13 protein-coding genes, 1 tRNA gene and 2 pseudogenes are annotated in these 17,126 nt (G+C 62.9%); 4 read left to right on the forward strand and 12 right to left on the reverse strand.

Annotated features, from left to right (window positions below):
- Nucleotides 1–7: 7 nt before the first annotated feature.
- From HAP54_RS10780 to HAP54_RS10800, 5 genes and pseudogenes are all read right to left on the reverse strand, one after another.
- Nucleotides 8–295, reverse strand: a pseudogene (locus HAP54_RS10780) (type IIL restriction-modification enzyme MmeI); the annotation flags it as partial.
- 68 nt (nt 296–363) lie between these two features.
- A complete protein-coding gene (locus HAP54_RS10785; RefSeq protein WP_166299878.1) occupies nt 364–1,497 on the reverse strand; it encodes a tyrosine-type recombinase/integrase in 1,134 nt (377 codons plus the stop codon).
- Between the two features lie 488 nt (nt 1,498–1,985).
- Nucleotides 1,986–2,198: a helix-turn-helix transcriptional regulator gene (locus HAP54_RS10790; protein WP_166299880.1), complete on the reverse strand. Its 213-nt coding sequence runs from the start codon at nt 2,196–2,198 to the stop codon at nt 1,986–1,988.
- A gap of 103 nt (nt 2,199–2,301) precedes the next feature.
- Nucleotides 2,302–3,141 carry a hypothetical protein gene (locus HAP54_RS10795; RefSeq protein ID WP_166299882.1) on the reverse strand — a complete coding sequence of 280 codons (840 nt, stop codon included), beginning with the start codon at nt 3,139–3,141 and terminating at the stop codon, nt 2,302–2,304.
- 117 nt (nt 3,142–3,258) lie between these two features.
- A tRNA-Ser gene (locus HAP54_RS10800) sits at nt 3,259–3,348 on the reverse strand.
- Between the two features lie 743 nt (nt 3,349–4,091).
- On the opposite strand from HAP54_RS10800, the gene HAP54_RS10805 reads away from it, so the two are divergent.
- Nucleotides 4,092–4,337: a hypothetical protein gene (locus tag HAP54_RS10805; RefSeq protein WP_166293471.1), complete on the forward strand. Its 246-nt coding sequence runs from the start codon at nt 4,092–4,094 to the stop codon at nt 4,335–4,337.
- A gap of 65 nt (nt 4,338–4,402) precedes the next feature.
- On the opposite strand, the gene otsA is transcribed toward HAP54_RS10805, so the two are convergent.
- Nucleotides 4,403–5,854: an alpha,alpha-trehalose-phosphate synthase (UDP-forming) gene (otsA, locus tag HAP54_RS10810; protein WP_166299884.1), complete on the reverse strand. Its 1,452-nt coding sequence runs from the start codon at nt 5,852–5,854 to the stop codon at nt 4,403–4,405.
- Between the two features lie 213 nt (nt 5,855–6,067).
- Nucleotides 6,068–6,898 (reverse strand): trehalose-phosphatase, encoded by an 831-nt coding sequence (otsB, locus tag HAP54_RS10815; RefSeq protein WP_166299886.1) that lies wholly within the window; start codon nt 6,896–6,898, stop codon nt 6,068–6,070.
- 47 nt (nt 6,899–6,945) lie between these two features.
- Here otsB and HAP54_RS10820 point away from each other — a divergent pair, with 47 nt between their 5' ends.
- On the forward strand, nt 6,946–8,010 hold the full coding sequence (locus tag HAP54_RS10820) for an IS630 family transposase (protein WP_166204319.1): 1,065 nt from the start codon (nt 6,946–6,948) through the stop codon (nt 8,008–8,010).
- A gap of 14 nt (nt 8,011–8,024) precedes the next feature.
- Here HAP54_RS10820 and HAP54_RS10825 read toward each other — a convergent pair whose 3' ends face one another.
- The 4 genes and pseudogenes from HAP54_RS10825 to HAP54_RS10840 all read right to left on the reverse strand — a co-directional run bounded on the left by HAP54_RS10825 (nt 8,025) and on the right by HAP54_RS10840 (nt 13,292).
- Entirely contained in the window at nt 8,025–9,518 is a 1,494-nt protein-coding gene (locus HAP54_RS10825; protein ID WP_166299888.1) for an MFS transporter, read from the reverse strand.
- Between the two features lie 314 nt (nt 9,519–9,832).
- Nucleotides 9,833–11,164 (reverse strand): annotated as a pseudogene (locus HAP54_RS10830) (methyl-accepting chemotaxis protein); the annotation flags it as partial.
- Nucleotides 11,165–11,207: 43 nt separating this feature from the next.
- Nucleotides 11,208–12,491 (reverse strand): IS256 family transposase, encoded by a 1,284-nt coding sequence (locus HAP54_RS10835; RefSeq protein WP_166298302.1) that lies wholly within the window; start codon nt 12,489–12,491, stop codon nt 11,208–11,210.
- 75 nt (nt 12,492–12,566) lie between these two features.
- The gene (locus HAP54_RS10840) at nt 12,567–13,292 is read right to left on the reverse strand and encodes a hypothetical protein (protein ID WP_175619406.1); all 726 of its coding nucleotides are present in this window, start codon (nt 13,290–13,292) and stop codon (nt 12,567–12,569) included.
- 462 nt (nt 13,293–13,754) lie between these two features.
- On the opposite strand from HAP54_RS10840, the gene HAP54_RS10845 reads away from it, so the two are divergent.
- Nucleotides 13,755–14,927: an FIST N-terminal domain-containing protein gene (locus tag HAP54_RS10845; RefSeq protein WP_166299890.1), complete on the forward strand. Its 1,173-nt coding sequence runs from the start codon at nt 13,755–13,757 to the stop codon at nt 14,925–14,927.
- A complete protein-coding gene (locus HAP54_RS10850) occupies nt 14,924–16,297 on the forward strand; it encodes a hybrid sensor histidine kinase/response regulator (RefSeq protein WP_166299892.1) in 1,374 nt (457 codons plus the stop codon). The genes HAP54_RS10845 and HAP54_RS10850 overlap by 4 nt, the downstream gene beginning before the upstream one ends.
- On the opposite strand, the gene HAP54_RS10855 is transcribed toward HAP54_RS10850, so the two are convergent.
- On the reverse strand, nt 16,292–17,074 hold the full coding sequence (locus tag HAP54_RS10855) for a LuxR C-terminal-related transcriptional regulator (RefSeq protein WP_224741303.1): 783 nt from the start codon (nt 17,072–17,074) through the stop codon (nt 16,292–16,294). The two genes, HAP54_RS10850 and HAP54_RS10855, sit on opposite strands and share 6 nt — an antisense overlap.
- Nucleotides 17,075–17,126: the final 52 nt, after the last annotated feature.

Raw genomic sequence — 17,126 nt, forward strand, 5'->3', positions numbered from 1 at the left:
TGGGCGCGCCGTCGGTGGCGAGAATGAAGCGTGCCTTCCCCCTGGCCGTGGCCGGGCTGGCTTTCAGCGCGGCGAGGGTGTTGCCGACGGCGCCCGGCGCTGCGACGGCGATATGGATGTTGTTTGTTTGCAGGACGCCGCCCAAGTCGGACTTGTTCGACGCACCGGCGCGCAACCGCTTGATGGTGGTTTCCTTGTTGCCGAAGGCTTGCAGGAAGGCGAACGGGAACTCGCCCCTGTCGAAGGGCTGCTCGGCGAGCGCCGAAATGGCTTCCTCGATTTCGACCGCGTTCATCGAGCCCCCTCTAGGTGCGAGTTGACGGGGGTATCCGTCTGCCCGCCCGAAGACCCTTCTTAGATCGCTTATCTCCCGGGATCATCGGCCGTGCAACCTGCACCCGCCCAAGAACTCGCCTTTGCACTTTTTAGGAAGGCTTCCAATGCGTCGATATCGAGCCCTTCGATCTTCGCCTGTGTCGGTCTGGCGAGGGCGCGGATGATTTCGGCTTGGCGGTGCCCCGGGACCTCGCCATATCCGACAAAGGTCGTCATTTCGCACTCATGTCCGAGATTTTGGCTCCACGCCTTCCATTCCTCAGGGGATCGGCAAAGGGCTTCACCGAGCCGGACGAGGGTTTTCCGGAAAGCATGGGGATTGACGTAGGGGAGCCCGGCGGCAGCGAAGGCATCGCGGAAAACCCGGCGGATCGGCCCGGTGGTGCGCCAATGGGTCCGCGCCAAGCCGACAGCGGCAAAGTTTCGGTGTTCTGTTTGAGCCATTTGCGTTGCGGGGAAAAGCGGATCGTCAGGACCGAAGCCAAGTTCGTGCTTCAGCAGTCCAACGTAGTCCGCAACGACGTCGAACGGCTCCGGGCCGACCGGAAAGAAGTTCGTTGTAAAGGTCTTCCTGCGTTTTGTGTTGACCTCGCGGCCGTCCTGAAACACGGTGCGAGCAGAGAGGTTAATATGCTTCAACCTCAAGGACGCCAACGCGCCATCCCGAGCGCCGGTTAGGATACTAAACGCGATAACAGCCCGGTTTCGCTTGTCGATCGCCGTCTTGCCGGGCATGTCCCGCAGGACTTTCAAAATCTCCTCCAAGCTCGGCACCGGCCCCTCACGACGGGCTCCAGCGATCCGCCGGTCCTGGTCGCTAGGGGTGAAATAGTTTGCGTCGTTTGCGTTGAGCTTCGAGCGAAATCCAGGCTCCCGCGACAGCCACAGGAAGAAGTTGCGCAGGTGCTTGAGCGTGGTCGTAATCGTCGCGGCGCTAAGGGGACCGCCGTTTAGGCTGGTTTGGTCTACCAAGACGGCGCGGAACGATCTAGCCTGCTCAACATGAAATTTGCTGAACGGCTTTCGACCGGTCGAGACCTCAAAGCGCTCGATGGCCCGTAGAGCGATGTCGATCGTAGCGTCCTGCTTTCCACTCGCGGCCTGAAGGAAGAAAGTGTAGCCACGCTTCACGCGCTCATTTTCGGGACAATACTTTGGCATGTGATGTCACCCCCCTTCAGAGTGAAAATTGCAGTGGAATTAAGCCGACTGGCTTAGGCGTGGGTCGCCCTGTGGGAATGCAATCCGCAGATTGCCAGCCGCCGAACCGATCCGAGCGATCGAGGTCCGCCGGTGCATGATGCCAGCACAAATCGGGCAAAGGCCCCGCAAGCTGCCGAGCCTGGGTCCATCTGGCCAGAACTCGACCTCGTCGAAAGCCGGTCGTCGAGGTTCTTTGCACCGCAGGCAGAAGAGCCTGCCCGGTCCGCACGGTTGTTTCCTACTGGCGTTGCGCTCCTTCAGGAACTCGATCAAATCCCTACCGCGGATGATTGTCGGGTAGCAGTCCTCGACCGGACGCAGTCCATCCCTGAGCCAATGCCGGATCGTCGCCGGAGTCGCGCGAGTGACCTTGGCCGCTTCCCTGACGTTATACGTGCGCAGGCGCTTGACTCGCCGCGCGGAGTGTCGCCGGTTCGCCACCCAAACTAGCGTCCCAGACGCTTGATGAGGTCACGGATATCCTCAACGCGCCACGCCGTGATGCGTGGTCCAAGCTTGACCGGCTTTGGGAAAGTGCCCGCCTTGACCTTTCGCCATAGAGTCGCCGATGAGAATGGGAAAATAGACGGGATCAGCTGGGATTGGCGGACGTAGCCGCTTTCGGGCAGAGAGCCCAACGAGTTGTGGTTTGTTGCCATGTCGCGATGCTCCTTGAATCGCTGTGCTGCGACTTGGCAGAAAACCTATTTGTCATGCGACTTGACGCAATTGCGTCCACTGTTTCCGCAACTGCGCTGAAGCCTATTCCTCGGAACGACTATCTAATGCTTCAGGAATGCGCTTCAGGTGATTTTCGATGGTACGGGCTGCAACGCGAGCACCCATTTGAGCCGTTTTGCTCTCTATAGCCGCGCCCGCAGCGGATGGCTTCGACACGTCAACTTTGGCCATGTTAGCCAGAGCGGCGATAACTACCAACAAGGTATTGCGCTCGCGTCTCTCGATCGGTTTTTCGGTCCCTTCGATCGGTTTTGAGACCCGCGAAACCAGATCACGCAGCGCCGAGGTGCGGACGACGAGAACGCTATCCCCAGGAAGCCCTCCAGCAGGGTAATAGTTAGCCGGGTGTTCGTACGGTTCCTTCAACGACTTCGGATCGAAAAATTCGTTGTCGCTGAAGTGCGACTGGAGCTGGCAGTAGGTTCCGTCCTCCCGACAAACAAGCGGGGCTTCTAACGATTGCAGTGTTACGCCTGGACCACCTGTCAACCGCTGATATTCATGTTCAACGTCTATCCGCTCAGGCCCAAGCATCGTCAAATCCCATACGCCGTCGATCGGCACTATCTCGGGGGTCCACTCAATTACCCACTCATCATCCATCGCCAGACCGGCGAACGTATGGATCTCATTTTTTCCATCTAGGGTCCTAATAACGCGACGCGCCGCTTGTGAAATAGGAACGCGCGCCCCACAACGGCCTACGGTATGATTTACGAAATCGACAGAGAGGGTCAGGTGACCATCCAAGGCGAGCCGCAGCACGTCGGGTTCCTTAACATCCTCCCCAAACAGAATGCCCAAATGACGCGCGGCGTCGGAAACGGTCAGCCATTGCTTGAGGTTGAGCAGCTTTTCCATGCCCTAACCTCCGACAGCGATCACGCGCAGAGGCGAGCCATCGGCCCGCCCATTGATGGGTTCCATGATGGGTTTCGTCCAAAGAAGCAGCAAAACACCAACAAAATCAATGTTTAATGGCGGAGAGAGTGGGATTCGAACCCACGGTACGGTTTCCCGCACACACGCTTTCCAAGCGTGCGCCTTAAGCCACTCGGCCATCTCTCCGGGAGGCCCTCTCTTGAAGGGCCGGGGCGGATTTTGCAAGGGAGCGCGGGGCCGGAGCGCGAAATTTCCCCAATGGATTGAAAAGATTGGGTAAATTTGCGGTGACGGCAGCCGCGCGCCGCGGCCTCGCTTGCCTCTGCGAGAGATTTTGGCCGGCTGCGGGTCAAAGACCGGCGCAAATCAATTGATACAGCCGACCGATCCGTCCTCTGTCATTCCGGGGCATGCGAAGCATGAGCCCGGAATCCATTTCGCCGCTTGTTCCGTGCTCCGATGGATTCCGGGCTCAACCCTGCGGGCTGCCCTCAGATGCGCAATTGCGCGCCCGGGAATGACGGGGTCGATAGAGCCGCAGTCCCTTGCCACTGAGTTGCCCGACGGCGCAAGCCCCTCGCGCAAAAATATTTCGCTTTATCAGAAATGTAACTCAGTGTATGAATCTCCCATCTCACCCGATCGAGGGGCGCTGCGCATCGTCACGGGTGTTGCGGTGAGATGCGGTGGACGCCGAGCGCGCAGTCGACGAATGCGCGTGAAGCGGACGGTGAAGTCGTGTGGTCCTGACGCCCTAGCGGCCGGTGACCCCCGCGAGATGCGAAGCATCTTCGCGAGGCGGTGACAAACAAGCACAGTCTCGCCGGGGAGAGCGCGAAATAAGCCGTAACCGATCGCGCAGGGAAAGCCGGAATTGCTCCGGTTACACCTGTGGTCCTACCCCTGTGCTTTTTTGTTGCACAGGGCCCATGGGTGCAATCGGCACCCGGCTTTCCCTGCGCCCTCTGTTCAAGAGAGGGCGGAACGAAAGAGCAAAGCTCGGGCAGATTATGTCGCGAGAATGCGAAGCTGCGTCCTCATCCACACCTGTCATCGCCCGGCTTGACCGGGCGATCCAGTACGCCGCGGCCTATCGTTTCAATCGCTGCGTCTCTGGAATACTGGATCATCCGCATGCGCGGGTGATGACACCGAACATGCTGTTTGACAGTTGAATCGGACGACGACGATGCACGAGGACGGGCAAGCGCAAACGTGCCCATCCTGCTATGCGATGCGACTAGTGATATCGCGCGGCAAGATCCGCCGTGCGGCGCGGCCACAGGCTTGGTGGCTCAGGCAGCGCCGCGTTTCCCGCACTGTGCGTATCCTGCAGCGCCTCGATGAAGTCCGCGAACCATTGCTGGATGGTGCCGCTGTTGAGCTTCTCCATCATGGCTTCCCAGCGCATCCGCCGCTCGGTCAGCGGCATCGCGAGCGCCGTCGCCAAGGTGCGCGCCATGCCGTCGATGTCGTGCGGATTGACCAGCAGCGCAGCGTCGAGTTCGTTCGCCGCGCCGGCGAATTTCGACAGCACCAGCACGCCGGGATCCGCCGGATTTTGGGCTGCGACATATTCCTTGGCGACGAGGTTCATGCCGTCCTGCAGCGGCGTCACCACGCCGACCTGCGCGGTGCGGTAGAGGCCTGCGAGCACGCCCTGGCCAAAGCCCTTGTTGAGGTAGCGGATCGGGGTCCAGTCGACCTCACCATGCTCGCCATTAACGTCGGTGACGAGCTTCGCCACCTCGCTCTGCAGATTGCCGTAGGCCTCGATCGCGCCGCGCGAGGGCGTTGCGATCTGCAGCAGCGACACCGAGCGCTTCAGCGCCGGGTGCAGCGTCCACATCTTGTCGAACGCCTTGATGCGGTTGACGAGACCCTTGGAATAGTCGAGCCGGTCGACACCGATCGCGAGCTTCTCGCCGTTGAGGCTGCGCCGCAACCGCGTCACGTCGGGATGCATCATCGCCTTGGTCGCCTGCTGCGCGAATTTGCCGGGATCGATGCCGATCGGAAACACCGCGGCACGGGTGTGGCCGAACGACGAGTTGATGACGCCGTCACGTACCTCGAACGCGAGTTCGTGCTGCACGTAGCTCAGGAAGTTCTCGCAGTCCTCGTCGGTCTGGAAGCCGATCAGGTCGTAGGACAGCATCGCTTCGATCAGTTCGCGATGGTTGGGCACGCCTGCGATCACCGCGCGCGCCGGCCATGGCGTGTGCAGGAAGAAGCCGATCGGCTGTGTGACACCGAGATCGCGCAGCTCGGCGCCGAGCGCGAGGAAATGATAGTCCTGGACCCAGAACACGGAATCGGGCTTGCGGAAACGCAGCAGCGCGCGCGCCATGAACGCGTTCACTTCGCGATAGCTCGTGTAGTCCTCGTGCGAGGCGCGAATCAGATCGGCGCGCGAATGCATCGCGGGCCACAGCGCCGAATTGGCAAAGCCTTCGTAATAGCCGCCATAGTGCGCGGCCGGCAGATCGAGCATCGCCAGCGCGCCCGCACCGAGAGCTTCGACCTCTGCGAAAGGTTCCTTGTGGTTCCCGTCGCGGACACGTCCGCTGGAACCGACCCATATTGCCCCTGTCTTTTCCACCACCGGCAACAATGCCGCAGCCAGCCCCCCCGTCATGGGTTCATTGGGTTTTCCGCGCGAGACGCGGTTCGATACGACGACGAGGTTCACCAGGTCCCCTCCTGTTGGTCAACTCGCGTATTAACAACCATTCATCAAGATGGTTCCTGATCAAGGAATCTCCCAATTGAAACCAAATTCTGGCGAACGCGCACGGAACTCGCGGGAACTCGCGAAAAGAAAAATTCATGCGAGATGCACGTCACGACGCAAAACAACCGCATTCAGGAGTGCGCGACGCGACGTGCGATGCAGATGATTTGGTTAGGACAGGCTGACGTCCCTATCGTCTTCGAGCAGACGCGCGAGGAATTCGCGCACATCGCTCGGCCGGTCGAAATGTCCGGCGACGCCGGTTGCGCGGCGGCCGACGGAGAATGCGAGGCCATTGAAATCGGGCATGATGCCGAACACGGTCTCATCGGTAACGTCGTCGCCGATAAAGAACGGGCGGCGTCCCCTGAACGGCTCATGCGTCATCAGCTCGAGCACACCGGTCGCCTTGGTGAAGCCGGAATTCTTGATCTCGCAGACACTCTTGCCCGGCAGCACCTCGATCGGCGCATTCGGCAGCTCGGCGCGGATCAGCGACACCGCTTCATAGATCGCCTTCTCCGCATGCGGCGCCAGCCGATAGTGCAGCGCCAGCGAATAGCCCTTGTCCTCGAGCAGAATGCCGGGGCTGAGCTTGGCGATCGCGGCGAGACGGCGCTTCAATTCCTTGTCCAGCGGCGGCGCGTGCGCGGCGACCGCCTCGCTGTCCGGCTGCAACCGCATCTCGGCGCCATGGCCGCCGATCGCGGGAAACTGGTCGGGCGCGAAGATCAGGTCGATGTCGTTGAGCGAGCGGCCGCTGACCAGCGCCAGCGCGCCGTTGGTGCGCTCATGCAATCGCTTCAGCGTCGTCGACAACTCCGGCGGTACCCAGACCTCGCGCGGCGTCGGCGCGAAATCGAGCAGCGTGCCGTCGATATCGAGCAGCACCGCGGTCTGTCGCAGCGGCGGGATCAGCGACGCCGGCGCCGGCATGCTGTCGGTCGCGTGGTCAGGGGTGATATCATCATCCACAGGCATTTCGGCCAAATCATGCTTCATCCTAGTACCTACTGTTCTTAAAGCGTGAGTCGTGATTCAAGGTCGGGATGATACCCGAAGCAAGAGAAGTCCACCTTTCGAGGAAAGATCGCAAGGTGCTTGAGGCGTGTTGCCGCTCCCCGGTGACGTTGCAGCGCGATTTGAAGCGGGCGCGGATAGTTCTGTTGGCGGCGGATGGACGCAGCACTCGGTCGATCGCCAAGGAAGTTGGGGTCCAGCCGCGGATTGTCAGCCTTTGGCGGCATCGCTATGCCGACCAAGGCCTTGAAGGGCTGCAAGACAAGCCGCGACCGGGCAAGCAGCCAATCTATACGAAGGCCACCGACAAGCGGATTCTGAAGCTGCTGGACAAGCCGCCGCCGGACGGGTTCGCACGCTGGACCGGGCCCCTGCTGGCCGGGGCGCTGGGCGATGTTGACGTCCAATATGTCTGGCGGTTCCTGCGCAGCCACAAGATTGACCTCGCGGCTCGTAAGTCCTGGTGTGAGAGCAACGACCCGAACTTTACGGCCAAAGCCGCCGATGTTGTCGGCCTCTATGTCGCCCCGCCCGCGAAGGCCATTGTGCTGTGCGTGGACGAGAAGCCCTCGATCCAGGCTTTGGAGCGAGCGCAGGGTTATCTGAAGTTGCCCAATGGCCGCGCCTTGACCGGCCAGAGCCACGATTACAAGCGGCATGGCACCACAACATTGTTTGCGGCGCTCGAAGTCGCCACCGGAAAGATCATCGCGGCGCATTCAAAACGCCGACGCCGCGTCGAGTTTCTCGACTTCATGAACAGCGTCACCGCGGCTTTTCCGAACCGGAAGCTTCACGTCATCCTCGACAACCTCAACACCCACAAGAAGAACGAGCATTGGCTCAAGGCCCACCCCAACGTGCAATTTCATTTCACGCCGACAAGTGCGTCTTGGCTCAATCAGGTCGAGGTATGGTTTTCGATCTTGCAGGGGCAGTCGCTCAGCGGCACCTCCTTCACAAGCCTCACGCAGCTTCAGGAGCACATCGATGCCTACGTCAACGCATACAACGACAGAGCCGAGCCCTTCGTCTGGACCAAGAAAAAGGTCCGTCAACGCCGTTTCAAAGGCCGCCGTATCACTCAGCTCTGATTCTGGGTACTAGTCTACTCCACAAATGCCAGTGGTCGCGCGACGGATTCGAGCGATTTTCGCTCGGCCGCGACGGCATAGCGCCACGCGACGGCTGCGGCGACCATCATGAGTGCCGACCCCAGGAGGTAGCCGGCGAACACGCTGCTGCGCGATCCGGTATCGATCAGCACGCCGAACAGCGCCGGCCCGATCACGCCGCCGATGCCGGTGCCAACGGCATAGAAGACGGCGATCGCGAGCGCGCGGACCTCCAGCGGAAACGTCTCGCTGACGGTGAGATAGGCGGCGCTCGCCGCCGGCGACGCAAAGAAGAAGATCACCATCCAGGCGATGGTCTGGGTCTGCGCGCTCAACACGCCGATCGAGAACAGATAGCCGGACAACGCAAGCAGCACGCCGGAGATGCCATAGGTCAGCGTGATCATGGTGCGGCGGCCCACCGTATCGAACAGGCGGCCGAGCAGCAGCGGGCCGAGGAAGTTGCCGGCAGCGAAGGGCAGGATGTACCAGCCGACATGGCTGGCGGCGATGCCGAAGAAATCGGTCAGGATCAGTGCGAAAGTGAAGAAGATCGCGTTGTAGAAGAAGGCCTGCGCGGCCATCAGCGTCAGCCCGACCAGCGAGCGCTGCCGATAGGTATAGAACAGCGTCACCGCGACCTCACGCAACGGCGTGTGATCGCGCATCCGAAGCTTGATTTTCTCGAAGCCTTCGCTCGACTGCTCGTGGCCCAGCGCGGAGGTCTCGATATCGGCCACGATCCTGTGGGCTTCTTCGGGGCGGCCATGGATCATCAGCCAGCGCGGACTTTCTGGAATCCACATCCGCATCAGCAGCACGAAGAGGCCAAGCACCGCGCCGGTGAAATAGGCGATCCGCCAGCCGTGGTCCGGCGCAAGCAATGCGGGATCGAGCAGGACGATCGCGCTCAGCGCGCCGATCGCGGCGCCGATCCAGAAGCTGCCGTTGATGACGAGATCGGTCCAGCCGCGATAGCGCGCCGGCACCAGTTCCTGGATGGTCGAGTTGATCGCGGTGTATTCACCGCCGATGCCGGCACCGGTGAGGAAGCGAAACAGTGCGTAGCTCGCGACGTTCCACGACAGCGCGGTCGCAGCGGTCGCCGAGAGGTAAACCGCGAGCGTGATGAAGAACAGCTTCTTGCGGCCGATCCGGTCGGTGAGCCAGCCGAAGCCGAGCGCGCCGAGCACGGCGCCGGCGAGGTAGGCGCTGCTGGCGAGGCCGACATCGGCGTTGGTGAAGTGCATCGCCGGGCTGTCCTTCAGCGCACCCGACAGCGCACCGGCCAGCGTCACTTCGAGCCCGTCGAGAATCCAGGTGATGCCGAGCGCGAGCACGACGCGGGTGTGGAAGCCGCTCCAGGCGAGATTGTCGAGCCGAAGCGGGATCGAGGTCTCGATGACGCGGTCGTCGCTCTGTGCAACTGGCGACGCAGTCCCGTCCGTCGTTTTCGCAGAGCTCAATTGTGTCCGCTGCAAGTTCATTAGATTGGACCAATGAGAAAAACCCCGGAACGATGTGTTCCAAGGTTCACTCTCCCAGGATTGCGGCAAACGGTGTGCCCGCCACGCGACGTCAACGCCGCAGGCCGGCCAGGGTTCCCGCAATGCGGATAAGCAAGGAAAACAGCCGTATCACAGAGAACAGTTGGAGCGGGATCGGTCTTGTCGTCCCGGCGAAGGCCGGGACCCGCGGCCATGGCAATGGGCGCGCGGCGAATTGCACGTACAACAATAATGAGTGGTGGTTATGGGTCCCGACCTGCGCCGGGACGACGATAATTGATAGGCCAGCGCGCTTACGCCGCGCGGATATTCGCCATGAAACGGTCGAGCTCCTCGCGCAGCCGCGAGCTTTCGACCGACAGCGAGCGTGCCGAGTTCAGCACCTCTTCGGAGGCCGCTCCCGTCTCGGTGGCGCCGCGGTTGACCTGGGTGACGCTCGATGCGGTTTCCTGGGTGCCCTGTGCGACGTTCTGCACGCTGCGCGCGATCTCCTGCGTTGCCGCGCTCTGCTGCTCGACCGAGCTCGCGATGTTGGTCGCGATCCCGGAGATCTGCCCGATGGTGCCGCCGATCTCCTTGATCGCGACGACGGATTCCTGCGTCGCGGCCTGCATGCCCGCGATGTGGCTGGAGATCTCGTCGGTGGCCCTGGCGGTCTGGCTCGCCAGCGATTTCACCTCGGAGGCGACCACCGCGAAGCCGCGGCCCGCATCGCCCGCGCGGGCGGCCTCGATGGTGGCGTTCAGCGCCAGCAAATTGGTCTGCTCGGCGATCGCCGTGATCAGCTTGACCACGTCGCCGATCTCCTGCGCAGCACGCGAGAGCTTGCCGATCCGCGCATCGGTCTGCTCGGCCTGACGCACGGCGGAATCGGCGATCTGGCTGGATTCCTTAGCGCGGCGGCCGATCTCGTCGACGGATGCGGACAATTCCTCGGTCGCCGAAGCCACCGACTGCATGTTGCTGGAGGCCTCCTCGGAGGAGCCGGCGACCTGGCTGGACAGGTTCTGCGTGGTCTCCGCAGTCCGGGTCAGCGTGCCAGCGGCCGACTCGAGCTGCACGGCGGAAGCCGACACGTTGGAAACGATCGCGCCGACGGCGGATTCGAATTCGTCGGCAAAACGAATCAGCTCGGTGCGCCGCGCCGCAGCGCTCGCCTTGTTCTGCGCTTCCTGCGTCGCGGCATCGCGCTCGGCCTTGGCGACCGCCTGAACCTTGAATTCCTCCACGGCGCCGGCCATCTCGCCGAGCTCGTCACGGCGGCCGAGGCCGGGCAGCACGACATCGAAATTGCCCGCCGCGAGTTCGCGCATCGCGGCACACATCGCCGCGATCGGCCGCGAAATGCCCTTGCCGAGCAGGAACGCCCAAACCAGCCCGAGCACGAAGCTGCCGGCGGCGAGCATCAGGATCAGCTGCTCGGTATCGCCGATCATCGTGTGCGATTCGCTTTCAAGCCGCTTCTGGTCGGCGAAGAGATCGGACTTCATCGCCGCCGCGCCCTGGCTGATCGCGGCCGCGGATTCCGTCATCTCGACGGTCAATTCGTCGATCGACTTCGCATTGGCGATCAGCTTGGCGAGCGCCTCGCGATATTCTTCGAGCAGCGCAGTGATTTCCTTCACCCCTTGCGGAGCTATCGCCAAATTTTGGTGACGGCGCGGCCGGTCAGGCGGCGGCGGTTATGGGCTGACGGTCAGTCGGTTTGGCGATGACCTCGATCCCATCGTTGAATGTCACACCGAGAACGAGTTTTGGCAACTGGTTGTGGCCATCGAGACGACGCCAGCTTTTCTGCGCGGCCTCAAGCAGTTTGAAGACCATCGCGAGCGCCGTTCTGTTGGACAGGCAGCCCTTCGATCGGATCGTGCGGTGGCGCACGGTAGCGAAGGTGCTTTCAATGGGATTGGTGGTCCGCAGGTGTTTCCAGTGTTCGGCCGGGAAGTCGTAGAACGCCAGTAGCGTGTCCCGATCCTTGCTCAGGCAGTCGGCCGCCTTCTCGTATTTGGGCGTGTAGCTCTCGATGAAGGCGTCGAACGCCAGCTCGGCGGCGGCCTTGGTTTCGGCCATCCAGATCTCCTGCAACGCGCGTTTGGCTTTAGGCTGCTGGCTCTTCGGCAACTTGGCGATCACGTTGGCGGTCTTGTGTACCCAGCAGCGCTGCTCGCGCGTTTTCGGCCAGACCTCGCCGGCGGCCTTCCAGAACCCGAGCGCGCCGTCGGCGATGGTGAGCCGCGGTGGCACGCCGAGCCCGCGCCGCTTCAGGTCGAGCAGCAGATCGCGCCAGTCCTGCGCGCTCTCGCGGGCGCCATCGGTGAAGCCGACCAGTTCCTTGCGGCCTTCCGGCGTCGCGCCGATCAGCACCAGGATGCACTGCTTTTCGTCTTCGAGGCGTGCTTGGAGATGGATGCCATCGGCCCAGATGTAGACGTAGCGCTTCGCCGACAGATCGCGCCTCTGCCACGCGGTGTGTTCGTCAAGCCAACCGTCCTTCAGACGGCCGATGGCGGATGCCGACAACCCGGCAGCATCCTTGCCGAGCAGCGCCGCCAGAGCCTCGGAGAAGTCGCCGGTGGAGATACCCTTCAGGTAAAGGATCGGCAGCAGCGTCTCGATCGATTTCGAGCGGCGCATGTAGGGCGGCAGGATCGACGGAGAGAACCGGATGCGGTCGGGATCGGTAGCCTCCGCCTCGCGATCGCGTACACGCGGCTGGCGGACGCCGACCGGACCGATACCGGTCATAACCTCGCGTTCCGGCAGGTGACCGTGGCGCACGACGCGCTGGTGGCCGTCCGCAGTCTTCAAATCGGCATGCTTGCCGAGAAAGTCCGCGACCTCGGCCTCGACCGCCTGGGCCAACAGAGCACGCGCCCCATTGCGCAAGATTTCGGTGAGTTGATCGTCGACGTTTCCTGGCTGAATCAACTTGATGATGTTATCTTTGGCCACGGCATATCGCTCCTTCGGTGGAGAAGTGGAGGCGTCAAGCACCCCCACGATATGCCGCCTTCCCGATTCCCGCCGTCACCAACTTTCAGCGATAGCTCCCCCTTGCGTGATCCGCTCGTTCTGCGAGGTGATCCCCTTCACCAGATTGTCGGCGAATTTCAGCCGGGCCAGCGCGCTGGAGGCGACGGTCTTGTCGCCGTTGACGACGAAGGTGTTGACCGCCCCGGTGATCGACTGCAGCTGGTCGGCCACCTTCTTGGCGCCGAACTGGATCGACTGCAGCTCGGAATCATCGGCATTGCTCGGGAGGTCGTCGAGCTTGTAGCGCATCGAGGTCGCGCTGCGGACCAGCCTGTTCTGCGCGGTCTGCGCGCTCTCGTCCTTGATCCGGACGATCTCGGCAAAGATCTTGGTGAAGGCGCGGAATTCACGCTCCAGCTTGGTGATCTGCTCGAGCCGGGCCGGGTAGGTGGTGCCCTTCATCGACGCCATGATGGCGTCCTTCAGGCTGGCTTCGGCGGCGAGCGCCGCCTTGGCGTCGTCCTCCTTGCCGGTCGCGACGTAGTAGCGCGCCAGCGAGCGGTAGGAGATCAGTTCGCGGTCGATGTTGCGGGCGAGATCGGCTTCCGCGACGCTCTGGCGATAGGAGCCGACCCCGGCGGAGACCCGCTCGAAGCCCATATAGGCGAAGCCCATGGTGGCGGCCGAGAGCGCCAGCGTGACGGCAAAGCCGAGCATGATCTTGGCGCGGAATCTGAGGGTTGGGAACCTGATCGAGAGCGATCGCTTGAGTCCCGGCATTCCACCCCCCGTCTTCATTCTGAAAACCACGCGGTGTCCGGCAGCAACCCGCCCCAGACCCCGGAGGGCAAAACTAAGGCAGAATCGATAAGGCCCGGTAAATGGGCAACAAGTTCGCCTGAATCGGCACGCTACTACCTTGGTCGGGCCAGGAGGGTGGGCTTGGTGATTGACGCGCGGGACCGGCCCGATAGTTTAGAACCGATCAAACCTGTCCCTGCCCGGGCCAGGAGAACACATCGGGAGGTGTCCCATGTCATCGCGTCGACCGGCGCCGTTGGCGCTTGCGGCGAGCGAAGCTGCCGGCAAAGTCCGGCCAATGACATTCCCCCTCACGACCTAGAATTTATCGGCGGGCCTGACCGCAACCAATCGCGGCATGGTCCGTATGCCCTTACGACCCGCGCTGCCTCAACCGGCCGCGCCAAGAAAAGCAAAAAATTCTGATCAGGGAGAACGCCTTTGGCGAAGGAGAACGGCAGCGCCACCGACAGCATTATCGTGGTGCAGGCAAAGACCGACGGGCCGCGGCAAGCAGCGGACGAGATCGCACGCCAATTGGCGTCAGCTGATCTCGCGATGCTCGTGGTGTTCGTGTCGCCGTTCTATGACCCGCAGGAATTCATTGCCGAACTGTCCCGCCGGATGCCCGACGTTCCGATCTTCGGCTGCACCACGGCCGGCGAATTGTCGCCCGGCGGCTGGGACGAGGACAGCGTCGTCGCGATGGGCTTCAACGCAGCCGATTTCGTCATCGCGGCGCGGCCGCTGTTCGACCTCGCGACGTTTCGGGTCGATCATGGCCGCTCGATCTGCACCGAGTTGCAGAACGAATTCGCGCAGCGCACCGAGCATTGCGACCACACCGAGGATTCCTTCGGGCTGCTCTTCATCGACGGCATGTGCCAGCGTGAGGAGACCATCATGTCGGCGATCTATGCAGCGCTCGGCGACATTCCGGTGGTCGGCGGCTCGGCCGGCGACGGTCTGCGCTTCGAGAAGTCCTGGGTGTTCCATGGCGGCGAGGCCCATACCGACGCCGCCGTCCTGATCCTGATCCGGACCCGGCTGCCGTTCCGCCTGTTCAAGTGCGACCATTTCGAGCCGACCTCGACCAAGATGGTGGTGACCGAGGCTGATACCGAGCACCGTATCGTCAAGGAATTGAATGCCGAGCCGGCCGCGCTGGAATATTCCCGCGCCGTCGGCCTCAGCGACAGCAAGCTCGAATTGTTCTCCTTTGCCGCGCATCCGGTCCTGGTCCGCGTCGGCGGCGCCTATTACGCGCGGTCGATCCAGCGCACCAATCCGGACGGATCGCTGCAATTCTTCTGCGCCATCGACGAGGGCATGGTGCTGACGGTGGCGCGCGAGCGCGATCCGATCGACGTGACCAGCCGCCTGCTCGAGGAGCTGACCGAGGATCTCGGCGAGGTTTCGATGTTCATCGGCTTCGAATGCGTGCTGCGCCGGCTCGATGTCGAGCAGCGCCAGCTGTCGCGAGAGATGTCGGAGCTCTATCGCCGCAACAAAGTGATTGGCTTTCAGACCTATGGCGAGCAGTATCGCTCCATGCATGTCAACCAGACGCTGACCGGCATCGCCATCGGCAAGCGGGCTGTCGCGCCGCAATGACCGACACCAAGACCACGCGAATTGCGACGCTCGAACGCGAGGCCGAGAAGCTGCGCAAGATCAACGCGGCGCTGATGTCGCGCGTCGAACGCTCGACCGATCAGCAGCTCAACGCGTTCTCGCTGTTCGAGACCGCGATTGCGCTCGATCAGCAGGTCCGCGACCGCACCAAGCAGCTCAAGCAGGCGCTGCAATCGCTGGAAAAGACCAATGGACGCCTGCTGCAGGCCAAGCAGCAGGCCGAGGCGGCAAGCTCGCTGAAATCATCGGTGCTGATTTCGGTGACGCACGACCTGCTGCAGCCGCTGAACGCGGCAAGGCTGACGCTGTCTGCGCTGACCGAAATGGCGCCCGAGCCCAAGAGCGTCGCGCTGACCGACCAGATCGACCGTTCGCTGGCGACGCTCGAGGACATGCTGCGGACGCTGCTCGACATCTCGAAGCTCGATGCGGGCGTGCTCCGGCCCGAGTTCGGCCCGGTCGCGATCGCCTCGCTGTTCGAGCCGCTGGAGCAGGAATTCGTGGCGACCGCCGCCAAGCGCAACCTCGGCTTCAAGATCATGCCGTCATCCGCGGTGGTGCGCTCCGATCCGCTGATGCTGCGCCGGATCCTGCAGAACCTTGTGGCCAACGCGCTGCGCTACACCCAGCGCGGCACCGTGCTGATGGGATGCCGTCTCAAGGGCGAGGATATCTGCATCGAGGTGCACGACACCGGGCCGGGCATCCCGGAAGCCCAGCGCGAGGCCATCTTCGTCGAGTTTCAGCGCGGCGACGCCAGTGCCGGCGACAAGGCGGGTATCGGGCTCGGCCTTTCGATCGTGCGGCGGTTTGCCGACCTGCTCGGTCATGACATCAGGCTGAACTCGCGCGCCGGCAAGGGCTCGGTGTTCTCGGTCACCGTGCCGCGTACCCTCGATCCGGTTGCGATCCCGGTGCGCGAGCAGGCCAGCGTCGACTATCGCTATGGCGGCATGGAGGGCGCAAAAATCCTGCTGATCGAGAACGACCTCTCGAGCGCCGAGGGTCTCGCCCATCTGCTGGAGAAATGGGGCTGCGACGTCGCGGTGACGATCTCCAAGACCGAGGCGCTCGAGCGCATCCACGCGCTCGACGGCATTCCCGACGCCATCATCGCCGATCTGCATCTCGACAATGGCGAGACCGGCATCCAGGCCGTCGACGTGATCCGCGGCGAGATCAACGCCAAGGTTCCGGCGATCATCGTCACCGCCGACTACTCGGCCAAGGCCGCCTCCGACGTGTCGGCCTACGGCCATGAGCTGTTGAAGAAGCCGATCAAGCCCGCCGAGATGCGCTCGCTGCTGTCGTTCCTGCTGGCGGCGGAACAGTCAGCCGCGCGGCTATGAGGAGGCGCCGCGCGAGGGCGAGGCCGTCACCGGCGCGTGGTCGTGCTTGCCGAAGTCGAGCTTCGACATCGCGATGATCGCCTCGGTCCGGCTCCGCACGCCGAGCTTCCGCAGGATCTCCGAGACATGCACCTTCACGGTGGTCACCGAGATATCGAGCTCATAGGCAATGTGCTTGTTCTGCAGCCCGCGGCAGATCATGTCCAGCACGCGAAGCTGCTGCGCGGTGAACTGGCCGAGATGCTGCATCAGTTCGCGCGTCTCGGCCTGGCCCTTGCGGGCAGCAGCCGTGTCGCGGAAGCGGGCCGGCAGGCACACCGCGCCTTCGAGGATGCCGCGCAACAGCCGCGCCAGTTCGACCTTCGGCGTCGATTTCGGCATGAAGCCGGAAATACCGAGCGAGATCGCCCCGCCGATGATCCGGGAATCGTCATGCGCCGACACGATCACCAGCGCACTGCGCGGCGCGGCGGCGCGCACCCGGTAGGCGCCAAGCAGGCCCGTGATCCCGGGCATCGACAGATCCAGCAGGATCAGATCGAGGCCGTCGCGCGCGGCGATCACATCCAGCGCACCGTCGATCGAGGTCGCCTGCAGCACCTCGGCATCGGGAAACTCGGCCCCGATCACGCCGATCAGGGCGGCACGGAACAGCGGGTGATCCTCGACGATCAGCAGTCGAGGTGCACCCGCCTTGCCGAGCGGCGGCTCGTCCGCCAGGGGCGCGGTCGTGGTCAATGCTGCGCCGTCCTCCCTCGGATCGCTGATGACAGCCATTGTGCGCACGAGGTTATCCCAAAGCCGACCAGCAGCCTATAGGGGCGACCTT

Origin of the sequence: Bradyrhizobium sp. 2S1, from assembly GCF_011516625.5 — a bacterium.
GTDB lineage: Bacteria > Pseudomonadota > Alphaproteobacteria > Rhizobiales > Xanthobacteraceae > Bradyrhizobium > Bradyrhizobium septentrionale.

Bases quoted from the DNA above. Each gene is read 5' to 3' on its own strand.
- HAP54_RS10785 (WP_166299878.1), bottom strand. From the start codon at position 1,497: ATGCCAAAGTATTGTCCCGAAAATGAGCGCGTGAAGCGTGGCTACACT.
- HAP54_RS10790 (WP_166299880.1), bottom strand. From the start codon at position 2,198: ATGGCAACAAACCACAACTCGTTGGGCTCTCTGCCCGAAAGCGGCTAC.
- HAP54_RS10795 (WP_166299882.1), bottom strand. From the start codon at position 3,141: ATGGAAAAGCTGCTCAACCTCAAGCAATGGCTGACCGTTTCCGACGCC.
- HAP54_RS10805 (WP_166293471.1), top strand. From the start codon at position 4,092: ATGGGTGCAATCGGCACCCGGCTTTCCCTGCGCCCTCTGTTCAAGAGA.
- otsB (WP_166299886.1), bottom strand. From the start codon at position 6,898: ATGAAGCATGATTTGGCCGAAATGCCTGTGGATGATGATATCACCCCT.
- HAP54_RS10820 (WP_166204319.1), top strand. From the start codon at position 6,946: ATGATACCCGAAGCAAGAGAAGTCCACCTTTCGAGGAAAGATCGCAAG.
- HAP54_RS10825 (WP_166299888.1), bottom strand. From the start codon at position 9,518: ATGAACTTGCAGCGGACACAATTGAGCTCTGCGAAAACGACGGACGGG.
- HAP54_RS10840 (WP_175619406.1), bottom strand. From the start codon at position 13,292: ATGCCGGGACTCAAGCGATCGCTCTCGATCAGGTTCCCAACCCTCAGA.
- HAP54_RS10850 (WP_166299892.1), top strand. From the start codon at position 14,924: ATGACCGACACCAAGACCACGCGAATTGCGACGCTCGAACGCGAGGCC.
- HAP54_RS10855 (WP_224741303.1), bottom strand. From the start codon at position 17,074: ATGGCTGTCATCAGCGATCCGAGGGAGGACGGCGCAGCATTGACCACG.